Origin of the sequence: Pseudarthrobacter sp. lyk4-40-TYG-27 (genome assembly GCF_030209295.1) — a bacterium.
Lineage (GTDB): Bacteria > Actinomycetota > Actinomycetes > Actinomycetales > Micrococcaceae > Arthrobacter.
In genome coordinates, this window is record NZ_JARVSH010000001.1 from 28,937 (window position 1) to 42,602 (window position 13,666).

At 67.4% G+C, this 13,666-nt stretch carries 13 protein-coding genes and 1 tRNA gene; 8 read left to right on the forward strand and 6 right to left on the reverse strand.

What is annotated here, in order from left to right; genetic code table 11:
• Nucleotides 1-57: 57 nt before the first annotated feature.
• Genes QRM96_RS00175 through QRM96_RS00185 form a run of 3 tightly spaced genes read left to right on the forward strand, consistent with a single transcriptional unit; the run spans nt 58 to nt 3,277 of the window.
• The gene (locus QRM96_RS00175; RefSeq protein ID WP_285317883.1) at nt 58-1,230 is read left to right on the forward strand and encodes a Gfo/Idh/MocA family protein; all 1,173 of its coding nucleotides are present in this window, start codon (nt 58-60) and stop codon (nt 1,228-1,230) included.
• Nucleotides 1,227-2,441 carry a dihydrodipicolinate synthase family protein gene (locus QRM96_RS00180; RefSeq protein ID WP_018761600.1) on the forward strand — a complete coding sequence of 405 codons (1,215 nt, stop codon included), beginning with the start codon at nt 1,227-1,229 and terminating at the stop codon, nt 2,439-2,441. The genes QRM96_RS00175 and QRM96_RS00180 overlap by 4 nt, the downstream gene beginning before the upstream one ends.
• Nucleotides 2,438-3,277: a sugar phosphate isomerase/epimerase family protein gene (locus tag QRM96_RS00185; RefSeq protein WP_018761599.1), complete on the forward strand. Its 840-nt coding sequence runs from the start codon at nt 2,438-2,440 to the stop codon at nt 3,275-3,277. Before QRM96_RS00180 ends, QRM96_RS00185 begins: the two co-directional genes overlap by 4 nt.
• Before the next feature lie 117 nt (nt 3,278-3,394).
• On the opposite strand, the gene xylB is transcribed toward QRM96_RS00185, so the two are convergent.
• Complete coding sequence (xylB, locus tag QRM96_RS00190; RefSeq protein ID WP_285317885.1) at nt 3,395-4,813, reverse strand: xylulokinase; 1,419 nt, start codon at nt 4,811-4,813, stop codon at nt 3,395-3,397.
• A gap of 3 nt (nt 4,814-4,816) precedes the next feature.
• Nucleotides 4,817-6,004: a xylose isomerase gene (gene xylA / locus QRM96_RS00195; protein ID WP_285317886.1), complete on the reverse strand. Its 1,188-nt coding sequence runs from the start codon at nt 6,002-6,004 to the stop codon at nt 4,817-4,819.
• 141 nt (nt 6,005-6,145) lie between these two features.
• Here xylA and QRM96_RS00200 point away from each other — a divergent pair, with 141 nt between their 5' ends.
• Nucleotides 6,146-7,372, forward strand: a complete 1,227-nt coding sequence (locus QRM96_RS00200; RefSeq protein WP_285317888.1) for an ROK family protein — start codon at nt 6,146-6,148, stop codon at nt 7,370-7,372.
• A gap of 51 nt (nt 7,373-7,423) precedes the next feature.
• Here QRM96_RS00200 and QRM96_RS00205 read toward each other — a convergent pair.
• Nucleotides 7,424-7,496: transfer RNA gene (locus QRM96_RS00205), tRNA-Arg, on the reverse strand.
• Between the two features lie 206 nt (nt 7,497-7,702).
• Between QRM96_RS00205 and QRM96_RS00210 the strand changes: the two genes are divergently transcribed.
• The 3 genes from QRM96_RS00210 (at nt 7,703) to ettA (ending at nt 10,673) form a co-directional block, all read left to right on the forward strand.
• The gene (locus QRM96_RS00210; RefSeq protein ID WP_285317890.1) at nt 7,703-8,260 is read left to right on the forward strand and encodes a single-stranded DNA-binding protein; all 558 of its coding nucleotides are present in this window, start codon (nt 7,703-7,705) and stop codon (nt 8,258-8,260) included.
• Between the two features lie 112 nt (nt 8,261-8,372).
• Nucleotides 8,373-8,930 carry a DUF6993 domain-containing protein gene (locus QRM96_RS00215; protein WP_285317892.1) on the forward strand — a complete coding sequence of 186 codons (558 nt, stop codon included), beginning with the start codon at nt 8,373-8,375 and terminating at the stop codon, nt 8,928-8,930.
• Between the two features lie 60 nt (nt 8,931-8,990).
• Nucleotides 8,991-10,673 (forward strand): energy-dependent translational throttle protein EttA, encoded by a 1,683-nt coding sequence (gene ettA / locus QRM96_RS00220; RefSeq protein WP_018761593.1) that lies wholly within the window; start codon nt 8,991-8,993, stop codon nt 10,671-10,673.
• 84 nt (nt 10,674-10,757) lie between these two features.
• Here ettA and QRM96_RS00225 read toward each other — a convergent pair whose 3' ends face one another.
• Nucleotides 10,758-11,693 carry an acyl-CoA thioesterase gene (locus tag QRM96_RS00225; protein WP_133831679.1) on the reverse strand — a complete coding sequence of 312 codons (936 nt, stop codon included), beginning with the start codon at nt 11,691-11,693 and terminating at the stop codon, nt 10,758-10,760.
• A gap of 64 nt (nt 11,694-11,757) precedes the next feature.
• Here QRM96_RS00225 and QRM96_RS00230 point away from each other — a divergent pair, with 64 nt between their 5' ends.
• Entirely contained in the window at nt 11,758-12,417 is a 660-nt protein-coding gene (locus QRM96_RS00230) for a DUF8185 domain-containing protein (RefSeq protein WP_018761591.1), read from the forward strand.
• Nucleotides 12,418-12,441: 24 nt separating this feature from the next.
• Here QRM96_RS00230 and QRM96_RS00235 read toward each other — a convergent pair whose 3' ends face one another.
• Nucleotides 12,442-12,921 carry a globin gene (locus QRM96_RS00235; RefSeq protein WP_285317893.1) on the reverse strand — a complete coding sequence of 160 codons (480 nt, stop codon included), beginning with the start codon at nt 12,919-12,921 and terminating at the stop codon, nt 12,442-12,444.
• A 1-nt stretch (nt 12,922) separates the two neighbouring features.
• Nucleotides 12,923-13,606: a mechanosensitive ion channel family protein gene (locus QRM96_RS00240; protein WP_285317895.1), complete on the reverse strand. Its 684-nt coding sequence runs from the start codon at nt 13,604-13,606 to the stop codon at nt 12,923-12,925.
• Between the last annotated feature and the right edge of the window lie 60 nt (nt 13,607-13,666).

The window sequence follows — 13,666 nt, forward strand, 5'->3', positions numbered from 1 at the left end:
GAATGCGCTTTCCCGATTCGTCTTGAGTACACCTTGCTCACTCACCGTGGAGGACACATGGGCTTCGAAACTAAAACGATCCGTATTGCCATGAACGGCATCACCGGCCGCATGGGCTACCGCCAGCACCTGCTGCGGTCCATCCTGCCCATCCGCGACGCCGGCGGCTTCTCGCTGGAAGACGGCACCCGGGTCCAGGTGGAGCCCATCCTGGTGGGCCGCAACGAAGCCAAAATCCGCGAGCTGGCGGAGCAGCACAAGGTGTCCGAGTGGACCACGGACCTGGACGCCGTGATCAACGACCCCACCGTGGACGTCGTCTTCGACGCGTCCATGACCAGCCTGCGCGCCGCCACGCTGAAAAAGGCCATGCTGGCAGGCAAGCACATCTTCACGGAAAAGCCGACGGCAGAAACCTTGGAGGAGGCCATTGAACTGGCCCGCATCGGCAAGGAGGCCGGCGTGACAGCCGGCGTTGTGCACGACAAGCTGTACCTTCCCGGCCTGGTCAAGCTCCGCCGGCTGGTGGATGAAGGCTTCTTCGGCCGGATCCTGTCCATCCGCGGCGAGTTCGGCTACTGGGTCTTCGAAGGCGACATCCAGGCGGCCCAGCGCCCGTCCTGGAACTACCGCAAGGAAGACGGCGGCGGAATGACCACCGACATGTTCTGCCACTGGAACTACGTGCTCGAAGGCATTATCGGCAAGGTCAAGAGCGTCAATGCCAAGACCGCCACCCACATTCCGGCACGCTGGGACGAAGCCGGCAAGGAGTACAAGGCCACCGCCGACGACGCCTCCTACGGCATCTTCGAGCTCGTTACCCCGGCCGGCGACGAGGTCGTCGGCCAGATCAACTCCTCCTGGGCTGTCCGGGTATACCGCGACGAACTGGTGGAATTCCAGGTGGACGGCACCCACGGCTCGGCCGTCGCCGGCCTGAACAAGTGCGTCGCCCAGCAGCGTGCCCACACTCCCAAGCCCGTCTGGAACCCCGACCTTCCGGTGACGGAGTCGTTCCGCGACCAGTGGCAGGAAGTACCGGCCAACGCCGACCTGGACAACGGCTTCAAGCTGCAGTGGGAGGAATTCCTCCGCGACGTCGTCGCCGGCCGCGAACACCGCTTCGGCCTGCTCTCCGCCGCCCGGGGCGTCCAGCTCGCGGAGCTGGGCCTGCAGTCCAACGACGAACGCCGAACCATCGACATCCCGGAGATCACGCTCCGATGACTTCCCTCATCCTTCCCTCCGAAGACGGCGGCACCCGGGAGTACCGGCTGCAGGGCGGCGCCACGTGGGCCCGCCCCACGGCACCCCTGACCGCACGCCGGGCGTACGCCGCCGCCCACGTCATCCCCGAAGTCCTCGCCGACAACACCCCGGGTGCCCCCGCGCGGCTGGACTGGGACGCCACGCTGGCCTATCGCCACGAGCTGTGGTCCTACGGCCTGGGCGTGGCCGACGCCATGGACACCGCCCAGCGGGGCATGGGCCTGGACTGGTCCGCCACCCAGCAGCTCATCAAGCGGACCGGGGTGGAAGCTGCCTCCGTGGTTTCGTCCGGCAACGCGGCCACCGCCGGCAAGTCCGTCCGCGACCTCGTCTCGTGCGGCGCCGGCACCGACCAGCTGGACATCGACGCCCTGCCCTCCGGCGAGGCCGGCATCAAAGCCGTCCTTGAGGCCTACCGCGAGCAGATCGCCGTCGTCACCGAGGCCGGGCCCAAGGTCATCCTCATGGCCTCCCGCGCCCTGGCAAAAGTGGCACGCGGCCCCGAAGACTACCTGGAGGTGTACTCCACCCTGCTGCAGGAAGTGGACCAGCCGGTCATCCTGCACTGGCTGGGCACCATGTTCGATCCCGCCCTCGCCGGCTACTGGGGATCGGACGACGTTGCCACGGCCACCGAAACGTTCCTCGGCCTCATTAAGGACAACGCCGGCAAGGTGGACGGTGTCAAGGTCTCGCTGCTCGATGCCGGCCACGAGGTGGCCCTGCGGGCGGCCCTGCCCGAGGGCGTCCGGCTCTACACCGGCGACGACTTCAACTACCCGGAACTGATCGACGGCGATGGCAGCCACCACTCCGACGCCCTGCTGGGCATCTTCGCGGCAATCTACCCCGCCGCTTCGGTCGCCCTGCAGAACTACGACGCAGGCAACGCCGCCAAAGCCCGCGAAATCCTCGACTCCACGCGGGAACTGGGCAAGCACATCTTCAGCGCCCCTACGTTCTACTACAAGACGGGCATCGCGTTCATGTCCTGGCTCAACGGCAAGCAGCCCGGTTTCCAGATGGTGGGCGGCCTGCATTCGGGCCGCTCGGTCTGCCACCTGGCCAGGACCTTCGAGCTCGCGGACCAGGCCGGACTGCTGAAAGACCCCGCACTGGCGGCCTTCCGGATGTCCGACTACCTGCGCATCAACGGGGTGGGCGTATGAGCGACTTCGCGCGCCTGTCCATCAACAGCGCCACCACCAAGAAGTGGACGCTCGCCCAGGTGGTGGAGGGGTGCGTCAACGCCGGCATTCCCTCGATCGGCCCCTGGCGGGACCGGGTGGAGGAGGCCGGCCTGGACAAGGCGGCCCGCCTGATCAAGGACGCCGGCCTGCGTGTATCCTCGCTGTGCCGCGGCGGGTTCCTCACCGCGGCGGACGCCGACGGCCAGGCGGCTGCGCTCGCGGACAACCGCGCGGCGATCCTTGAGGCTGTGGCCCTGGACACCCGGGAACTCTTCCTGGTGGTCGGCGGCCTGGCCCCGGGGGAGAAGGACGTCGTGGCGGCGCGGCAGCGCGTTGCCGACCGGCTCGCCGACCTGGTCCCGTTCGCTGCGGAGCACGGCGTACGCCTGGTGCTGGAGCCGCTGCACCCGATGTATGCGGCCGACCGTGCCCTGATTTCCACGTTGGGGCAGGCGCTGGACCTCGCCGCGCCGTTCGATCCCTCAACGGTGGGCGTCGCCGTCGACACCTTCCATGTCTGGTGGGACCCGGAACTGAAGGCGCAGATCGGGCGCGCGGGCCGGGAAAACCGCCTCGCCTCCTACCAGGTGTGCGACTTCAACATGCCCATCGCCGCGGACCCGCTGCTGTCCCGCGGGTACATGGGCGACGGCGTGGTGGACTTCGCCACGATCGGCACCTGGGTGCGGGACGCCGGCTACACCGGAGACATCGAGGTGGAGATCTTCAACCAGGAAATTTGGGACACGGACGGCAATGCCGTCCTGGCCACGGTCAAGGAGCGGTACGCGGAGCTCGTCCTCCCGTTCGCCTGACCGGATACAGGCCGTGGGCTCCTGCCGGCGCTTTCCGCAGGCAGGAGCCCGCGCCCCATATGGAAGGACCCGGACCGCCGCAGGCGGTCGGGGTCCCTCGTGGTTTCGCGGACCGCCCTAGGCGTGCGCCAAGGCGACGCTGCGGTAGCGGGCCAGCACGCCGGCGTCGTCCGTTCCCACGGGCAGCTCGACGGCGTCCGCGGACCAGGCGGGGAACTGCCCGGTGAGTGCGGCGGCGGCCTGGCGGGCCGCTCCGTCCGCGACATACTCGCCCGGGAGGGGAACCGTGACACGGGTTCCCAGCAGGCGCGCTGCGACGTCCTGCACTGCGTCGGACTGGGCGCCGCCGCCCACGAGGAGGATCCGCCGCGCGGCCACGCCCTGTTCCTGCAACGCTGCCAGGCCGTCAGCCAGGGAGCAGACCACGCCTTCGACGGCGGCGCGCGCCAGGTTGGCGGGGGTGTAGTTGGCCCGCGTGATGCCATGCAGGGTGCCGGTGGCGTCCGGGAGGTTGGGCGTCCGTTCCCCGTCGAAGTACGGGACCAGGGCCAGGCCTCCGGCGCCCGGTTCGGCAGAGAGTGCCAGCCTGTTGAACTCCGCCAGGTCGACGCCCAGCAGGGCGGCGGTGGCATCGAATACACGCGTGGCGTTCAACGTGCACACCAGCGGAAGGTAGTGGCCGGCTGCATCGGCGAACCCGGCCACCAGTCCCGATGCATCCGCCGGCGCCGTGTCCGAGACGGCAAAAACGGTTCCGGAGGTGCCCAGGGACATGACGACGTCGCCCAGGTCCGCTCCGGCGCCGAGCGCGGCGGCCGCGTTGTCCCCGGCACCGGCTCCGAGCAGGGAGCCGGCGGGGGTGCGGCCCGCCTGTTCCAGTGGCCCGAGAACCTTGGGGACGGTGGGGACGTGTCCCAGCGCGGATGCCAGGACGTCCGGCAGGTACCGGCCCTCCGCCGACGAGTAGTACCCGGTGCCCGAGGCATCAGAGCGGTCCGTTGCCAGTGCGGCCAGGCCCGACGCGCCGCTGCCGGGCCCGTAACCGGCGAGCCGCCAGGTCAGCCAGTCGTGCGGGAGGCATACGGCCGCGACCTTGGCGGCGTTGTCCGGCTCGTTCTCCGCAAGCCAGCGCAGCTTGGTCACTGTCAGTGAGGCCACGGGGACGGTGCCCGTGGCGTTGGCCCAGTACCGGGCGCCGGCAACGGGGTCTCCGCTGCCGGCGCCGTTGATGAGCTCCACCGCTGCCCCGGCGCTGCGGGTGTCGTTCCACAGCAGTGCCGGACGGACCACGTCACCGTCTGCGTCGAGGCAGACCATTCCGTGCTGCTGGCCGCCGACGGAGATGGCGGCCACGTCATCCAGGCCGCCCGCTTCGGCAACGGCTTTTTGCAGCGCCGTCCACCAGTGGTCCGGATGGATCTCGGTGCCGTCGGGGTGGCCGGCGCGGCCTTGGCGGAGCAGTTCTCCGGTGTCCGCGTCGCGGATTACCACTTTGCAGGACTGGGTTGAACTGTCGATCCCTGCGACGAGTGCCATGGCCTAGCGGGCGCCCAGGAGGTGTTCGATGGCAAGCTGGTTGAGGCGGACGAACGCGAAGGAGCGCTCGGCGGCCTTGTCGGCGTCGAAGTCCTCGAAGGAGGCGGCGTCGGCGAGCAGGTCCGCGGTGCTTTCGCCGGCGTTGAGCGTGGGCTCGCCGAGTTCGAAGACGCCGGAGGCCTTGAGCGCCTCCTGGACTTCGGGGTTGGCGCGGAAGGCGAGGGCCCGCTCCTTGAGCAGCAGGTACATGGACATGTTGGCCTTCGCGGATTCCCAGACGCCGTCGTAGCCGTCGGTGCGGGAAGGCTTGTAGTCGAAGTGGCGCGGGCCGTCGTACTTCGGTCCACCCCCCGGGAAGCCGTTTTCGAGCAGGTCCACCGTGAAGAAGGCGCTGGTCAGGTCGCCGTGGCCGAAGACAAGGTCCTGGTCGTACTTGATGCCGCGCTGTCCGTTGAGGTCGATGTGGAAGAGTTTGCCGGCCCAGAGGGCCTGGGCGATGCCGTGGGTGAAGTTCAGCCCGGCCATCTGCTCGTGGCCGGTTTCCGGGTTCAGGCCCACGATGTCGCCGTGTTCCAGTTGGGCGATGAAGGCCAGGCCGTGTCCGACAGTGGGCAGGAAGATATCGCCGCGGGGTTCGTTGGGCTTGGGTTCCAGTGCGATCCGCAGGTTGTAGCCCTTGTCCTTGATGTAGCCCGCTGCGGTATCCACGCCCTCCTTCATCCGGTCAAGCGCGGCGGCCAGGTCTTTGGATCCGTCGTACTCGCTGCCTTCGCGGCCGCCCCACATGACGAAGGTTTCGGCGCCGAGTTCCGCGGCGAGGTCAATGTTGCGCAGGACCTTGGAGAGGGCGAAGCGGCGGATGGAGCGGTCGTTCGAGGTGAAGCCGCCGTCCTTGAACACCGGGTGGCTGAACAAGTTGGTGGTGACCATCGGAACCTTCAGGCCGGTCTCTTCCAGGGCTGCGCGGAAGTTCTTGTGGATCAGCTCCCGCTCGGAGGCGGTGGCATCAAAAGGGACCAGGTCGTTGTCGTGGAAGGTGATGCCATAGGCGCCCAGTTCGCTGAGCCGGTGGACTGCTTCCACGGGATCCAGCGCGGCGCGGGTGGCCACGCCGAACGGGTCGGCGCCGGTCCAGCCGACGGTCCAAAGGCCAAAGGTGAACTTGTCAGCGGGGGTGGGGGAGTGAGTCATGATGCGTCCTTGCAATTGAGTGCTCCGCCGGATGCGAAGCTTTAGTTTATTGCCTGAACTATATGGGTGGACGTAGGGTGGGGTCAAGGGTCCGGCGGGCACATGACGGCCGGGCCCACGTGCTGACGGAGGAGCTTTGTGATGGTGATACCGGCACCTGCCGTGGCGGGATCCGGGGGATCGGCCCCTGGAAGCGTGGGTGACGTCCGGCGAAGCAACCTGGCCTTGGTGCTGGGGCGGATCGCCGAGTTCCCGCGGGGGGCCCATCCCAGCCGTGCCCAGCTGGCAGCCGCTACCGGCCTGACCAAGGCATCCGTGTCCAGCCTGGTGCTGGATCTCCTGGATGCCGGCATCATCCGCGAGATCGGCTTCAACCCGCAGGGGCGCGGGCGGCCGGGTGTCGGGCTGGAACTCAACCCCGGCCGGGCAGTGATGGGGATGGAGATCAATGTGGACTACATCTCCGCTGCAGTGGTTGACCTGGCCGGAAAAGTGCTGGTCCGTGAGGTGCAGGAACGCGACAACCGCAACAGCGTGGACGGTCCCGTCATGGCGGCGCTCGCCGTTCTGGCCGCCCGGGTACGTAGTGCGGCCGGGGAACACGGCGTCGAGGTCCTGGGCGGCGGGCTCGCCGTGCCCGGGCTGGTGGACCCTGCCGCCGCACGGGTGCTCACGGCACCCAACCTGGGCTGGGCCGGCGTCGGCCTTGACCTTGGCGCCCTCCTGCCGGAAGCGCCGTTGGGGGTTGCCCTCTTCAACGAAGCCAACGCTGCAGCCTTGGCCGAGCTGCGGCACCGGCCCGATGGGGCATCCGATTTCCTCTTTGTCTCCGGTGAGGTGGGCGTCGGTGGCGGGCTGGTGATTGGGTCTGAACTCTTCACGGGCCCCGGCGGCCATGCCGGCGAAGTGGGCCACATCGTGGTGGACCCCGACGGCGCGCGATGCTCATGCGGCGGGACGGGCTGCCTGGAAACCGTGGCCGGCCAGGATGCCATCTTCGAGGCGGCCGGGATTGGACCCGTGGAACATTCGCGTTCGGCGGCCATGGCCAAGCTCCTCCAGGCGCTGGACGCACGGCAGCCCGGGGCGTTGGCCGCCGTCGAGCGTGCGGGGCGCTGCCTGGGCATAGCGCTCGCGTCAACAGCCCGGGTGGTCAATATTGCCTCCGTCGTCCTCGGCGGCCACTTCGCCGTCCTCGAACCATGGCTCCGCACTCCGCTGCTTGAGAGCCTGCAGAAGTACGCTCCAGGCAGGTACGCGGCCGGCCAGGTCTCGGTTTCGGCCGTGGGGGAGTCGGGGGCGCTCCTGGGTGCCGCCGGCAGTGTCATCCGGTCGCTCGTCGAAGCGCCGCACAGGCTGCTGGCATAGCAAGGGTTAATGCAAAATACGCCCCGGTCCGAAGACCGGGGCGTATCCGGGTGCCCCAGGAGGGAATCGAACCCCCGACCGGCGGATTAGAAGGCCGCTGCTCTATCCCCTGAGCTACTGAGGCAATGGGTTCCGGCCTGTACGCCGGCGCCTCGAAAAGTTTACCTTGCCGGAGCTGCCGGCGCTGTCATCCGTCACCCACTGTCCCTCCACAAAGGCGCCTGCACCCTCGTTGTCCACATACACCAACCTCTCCCTCCTTCCGTCCGCCGCCGGGCGCAATGCTGGTCATGCCTGCACAGGGCAGCACCATTGAGACAGGACGAAGAGATGAGCGAAACGATCACCATCCGGGGCTTCGTGGCCACCGAGATCACGAGTTCCACCACGCCGGGGGGAGTGGCCACGACCTCTTTCCGCGTCGGTTCCACCAGCCGCCGTTTCGACCGGGAAACCAAAACCTGGCATGACGGCCACACCAACTGGTTCACCGTCCAGGGCTACCGCCAGCTCGCGGGAACCCTTGGATGCAGTATCAGGAAAGGACAGCCCGTCATCGTGGTTGGCAAACTGAAGATCCGCACCTGGGAGAAGGACGGGCGCATCTACCACTCCACCGTCATTGACGCCGACACCGTGGGGCACGACCTTTCGCTGGGCTCGGCCAACTTCATCCGGACATCGTCACGGCCGGCGCTCTCGCTCGTGGAACAACCACCAGCCCCCGAGCCCGGCCCCCACCCGGGCTTGGACCAACTCCCGGATGAGCCCGAGGACAGGGACGACGAACACCCGGACGATGAAGGCCATCTGTCAGTGGTCATCGAGGACAGTGATGGTGCCATGGCCTCGCTTGACCTCGAAACGGGGGAACTCGCAGAAGTCTAGGAACCACGCATCAGCCTTCAGCGCGTCCCATCAGGTCCCGGGCGGGCGGAGCGGCGGCACCCCCCGGCCGTCCACCGCCCGTCCGCTTACGAGGCCATGGCAGAATGGCACCATGCGGCACACCCTTTCCCACCGGCAGTACAACCGGGCCGGTGCAGCGCTGGCGTGCGCCGTCCTGGCCACACTCTTGACAGGGTGCGTTGCCGGTCCTGCAGCGAACGATCCCGCCATGGACCAGCCCGGCAACCCGGCTCCGTCAGCTGCCGCCCAGGCCACGCAGGGACAGTCCGCGCGGCCCCAGGCCTCGGCGGCCACTGGTGAAAACAGCGGCGGGGCGCTCGCGGAGCCCTCCGGAGCTTCGTCGCAGGCCGCCGACGCCGCGGCCACCGAGACGGTGAAGCGGACGGTCACCGACACCCTGACCAAGTTGGCCGCCGGTGCCCCCAAACCCGCCACGGGGCAGGTAAGCGACGCCCTGACGGGAGCCGGCATTTCACCGGGCGTGCTCCAGGTCTCGCAAAGCCGCACGCCGACCGGGCTGGAAGCGGATGCCATCGAGGCGGCGGTGCTGCAAGGCAAGGACTGCGTGATCGGACAGGTCCGGGAAGGGGCCGTGACCGTCACCGTCCTGCCCGTCCTTGCCAGCGGGAAGTGCTTCGTCGGGTCCTGATCGATCCGAAGGATCCCTGCAAATGTGAGATCTGCCCGCCGACCCACTAGATTTGAGACCATGGCGGAATTTATCTACACAATGACCAAGGCCCGCAAGGCCGTTGGCGAAAAGCTCATCCTTGATGACGTAAGCATGTCCTTCTTCCCGGGTGCCAAGATTGGTGTTGTGGGCCCCAACGGTGCCGGTAAGTCCACCATTCTCAAGATCATGGCCGGGCTGGACACGCCCTCCAACGGTGAGGCCAGGCTCAGCCCCGGATACAGCGTGGGCATCCTGCTTCAGGAACCGCCGCTGAATGAGGAAAAGACCGTCCTGGGCAACGTCCAGGAAGGCGTTGGCGAGATCTACGGCAAGATCCAGCGCTTCAACGAGATCTCCGAGGAAATGGCCAACCCGGACGCCGACTACGACACCCTCCTTGAAGAGATGGGCAAACTGCAGGAGGCCATTGATGCCGCCGACGCCTGGGACCTCGACTCCCAGCTCGAGCAGGCCATGGACGCCCTCCGCTGCCCACCGGCCGACGCCGACGTTACCAACCTTTCCGGTGGTGAGCGCCGCCGCGTGGCACTGTGCAAGCTCCTGCTGCAGAAGCCGGACCTGCTGCTCCTCGACGAGCCCACCAACCACCTGGACGCCGAAAGCGTGCTGTGGCTCGAGCAGCACCTTTCGAGCTACCCGGGCGCCGTCCTCGCCGTCACCCACGACCGGTACTTCCTCGACCACGTGGCCGAGTGGATCGCCGAGGTGGACCGCGGACACCTCTACCCCTACGAAGGCAACTACTCCACCTACCTGGAGAAGAAGCGCGCCCGCCTTGAGATCCAGGGCAAGAAGGACGCCAAGCAGGCCAAGCGCCTCGCGGAGGAACTGGACTGGGTCCGCTCCAACGCCAAGGGCCGCCAGACCAAGTCGAAGGCGCGTCTGGCCCGGTACGAGGAAATGGCTGCGGAGGCCGACCGCACCCGCAAGCTTGACTTCGAAGAAATCCAGATCCCGCCGGGACCCCGCCTCGGCGGCGTTGTGCTGGAGGCAAAGAACCTCCAGAAGGGCTTCGAGGACCGGACCCTCATCGACGGGCTGTCCTTCAGCCTGCCGCGGAACGGCATCGTGGGCGTCATCGGCCCCAACGGTGTTGGCAAGACCACGCTGTTCAAGACCATCGTGGGCCTGGAACCGCTTGACGGCGGCGACCTGAAGATCGGCGAGTCGGTCAAGATCTCCTACGCGGACCAGAGCCGTGGCGGCATCGACCCCAACAAGACCCTGTGGGAGGTCGTGTCGGACGGGCTGGACTTCATCCAGGTCGGCAACGTGGAGATGCCCTCCCGCGCCTACGTTGCAGCATTCGGCTTCAAGGGCCCGGACCAGCAGAAAAAGGCCGGCGTCCTGTCCGGTGGTGAGCGGAACCGCTTGAACCTTGCCCTGACCCTGAAGCAGGGCGGCAACCTGCTGCTCCTTGACGAGCCCACCAACGACCTCGACGTCGAAACCCTCAGCAGCCTGGAAAACGCCCTGCTTGAGTTCCCCGGCTGCGCCGTCGTCGTTTCCCACGACCGGTGGTTCCTCGACCGGGTGGCCACCCACATCCTTGCGTACGAAGGTGACGAGGAAAACCCCTCGAAGTGGTACTGGTTCGAGGGCAACTTCGAATCCTACGAGGAGAACAAGGTCGAACGCCTCGGACCCGACGCTGCCAAGCCGCACCGTGTGACCCACCGCCGCCTCACCCGCGACTAAACCGCGGCCGACAAAGCGGCCTACCCACGAAGACATAAGGGCGGCACCCGAGAGGGTGCCGCCCTTATGTCGTCCAGAGATTCCCTATGACCCGGATTCGGGCGTTCCCGCCGTGTCGAGCGGGACCCGCACCATGCCCTCCTGGGCCACGGAGGCGACGTGCTGGCCTGCCCTGTTGAAGATCCTGCCGGTGGCCAGGCCGCGGGCACCCTGGGCGCTGGGCGACTCCTGGACGTACAGCAGCCAGTCGTCCACCCGGGCGGGACGGTGCCACCACATGGCATGGTCCAGGCTGGCAACGTTCATCCCGGGGGTGATCCAGCTCAGTCCGTGCCTCCGGAGGATTGACTCGAGCAGGGTGTAGTCGCTGGCATAGGCCAGGGCCGCCCGGTGCAGGTTGGGGTCGTCCGGCACGGGACCGAGGGTCTTCATCCAAACGGCGTTGCGCGCCTCGCGCGGACCATTGGCCGAAACGTACAGGGCAGGGTCTACATGCCGGATGTCGAAGGGCCGCTCATACGCCCAATGCCGCGCCACCGGATGGTCGAACTTGCCCAGCAGGTCCGCAGTGCTGGGAAGCGACTCCGGATCCGGGATCCCGGCCGGCATGGCGGCCGCGTGTTCAATGCCCTCGGCTTCAACCTGGAAGGAAGCAATCATGGACAGGATCGGCACACCGTCCTGGTAGGCATGGACACGCCTGGCCGAAAACGACCTGCCGTCCCGCAACCGCTCCACACCGAACGTGATGGGCTTGTTGGCGTCGCCGGGCCGCAGGAAGTAACCGTGCATGGAATGGACCAGCCGGTCCGGATCAACCGTCCTGGTGGAAGCAACAAGGGACTGCGCCAGCACCTGGCCGCCGAAGACCCTGTGATGCGGCTGCCGCTGGGAGGGGCCAAGGAAGATGTCCTCGTCCGTCCGGGCGCCTTCGAGATCACCAAGGTCCAGCAGTTCGATCAGCGATGAGGTGGGATCGCCGCTGGGGGGCGCCAGCAGTCCGGCTTCGGCTTCAGTCATGGTCCGACTCTAGACGGCGGCCGCGGAACCACTCAACCTGCCCGCAGCCGGTAGTGTTCTTGTTGTGTCTGATCTCCTCACTTCGTCCTTCCGTTTCGCCGATCCCAGGGATCTTGCGGACCTGAAGACGTTCGCCACCCGCGCCAAGGCAATTGACGACGGCGCCATCCGGCTCCAGGCCGCCGGCTCCGTCCTGGCGGCCTACGTGTGCGTCCTGCGGCCCCGGCTGCTTGGTGAATCGACCCCCACCATCCTGGGCCTGCGCACCATGGCGCTGGCGGAGCCGTCAGCGACAGACGTCACGGTGCCCCTGGCGGCCGTCCTGGACCGGCTTGCCCGCGCCGGCGCATCCGACGTCGACCTGCCGGTTCCGCCCACCACCGTCACCGAATCCTGGACCGGGGTAGGCGCCCCGCGTGGCGGATGGGAGCCGCTGGGCGCCATCAGCGACGCCCGCCTGCGGGAGGCCGCCGAGTCAGGCATCGGCGAAGTGGCGGGCATCGTGCCGGACAAACCCGGCGCCCTGATCGTCAACAACGCCCGGGCTGCCGTGTGGGGACGCGAACTGGACCACTCCGGCCTGCCGGCCGGCGCAGCTTTCGCAGCACTTGCCCTGGGGTTCCTTGCCGACGGCGAACAGGCACTCTACCGTGCCGGCCGCTGGTTCAGGCTCAGTGGCCCGCGCGGGCACGTCCTGGCGCGCACCGGCAGCGGCCTCCTGTAAACCCGGGCTCCTGGCGGGCGGGCATCACGCGCCGGACGGACTGTTCACCATGGACAGGGCCGCACGCTCCATGTACTCCCACAGTGTTCCCTCATAGAGCGGCGGCAGGTCCAGGGCGTCCACTGCCGCGCGCATGTGGAACAGCCACCGGTCCTTTGCTTCCGGCGTGACCTTGAAGGGCATGTGCCGCATCCGCAGGCGCGGATGCCCGCGCTCCTCACCGTAGGTTGTGGGTCCGCCCCAGTACTGCTCAAGGAACATCAGGAACCGGCGCTTTGCCGGAGCCAGGTCTTCCTCCGGGTACATCGGCCGAAGCAGCGGATCGGCGGCGACCCCGTCGTAGAAAACATCAATGAGCTTCACGAACGTCTCGTGGCCGCCCACGGCTTCGTAGAAACTGTCGGTGTACGCCGGCTGGCTGAAGGGGTCGTTCTGCATCAGCTGGGGCCGCTGTGGCTGGAGGGGGCCCGGGCCCCCGGGGCGTGGTTCGATGGGAAGAGTCATGCTACTCGCCGGCTTTCTGGTCAGTCTTTGGGGTCTCTACGTGGGCAGAGGCCTGGTCGGTGGTACCGTCCTCGGACTCATGCAGCGGAAGGTAACGGCCCTGCGAGCGGTTCCCCACGCGCAGGATCTCGCCATTGCGCAGGTACCAGATGGCGCCGTCGTCGGAGCGGACCCGCGTGATCCGGAGCCCCATGGACTCCACGACGCCCACCACCTCGCTGGTTTCGATGACATCGCCGATGCCGTACTGGTCCTCGATGGTGATGAAGATCCCGGCCAGGAAGTCGCGGATCAGCTGCTGGGCGCCAAAGCCGATGGCCACACCCAGGATTCCCACGCTGGTCAGCAGGGGAGTGATGTTGATGTCCAGGTTCTGCAGGACATACATGCCGGTGATGACTGCCACCAGGACCCCGACGATGCTGTTCAGCAGCGACCCGATGGTTTCCGCCCGCTGGACGCGCCGTTCGTGGTCCAGGGCCCTGAGGGCAGGTGCCACCCACTTGAACGTGGGTTTCTTGAAGAAATTGCTTCCGGACGCCACCCGCTTGGTGATGCGCGAGATGATGAAGGTGGCAACAAGCCAGACGCCGACACCGACACCGATGCTGATCACTATGCCCGGAACGCTGACGCCTCCGGGCTGGCTGGATACCGGGGGGATGATGGACAACATACTGACCATGGGGGGAAATAGCTCCTTGGGGGTTTGCGCTGTTCTCTTTCAACCCTAGCGCCGTAGCGT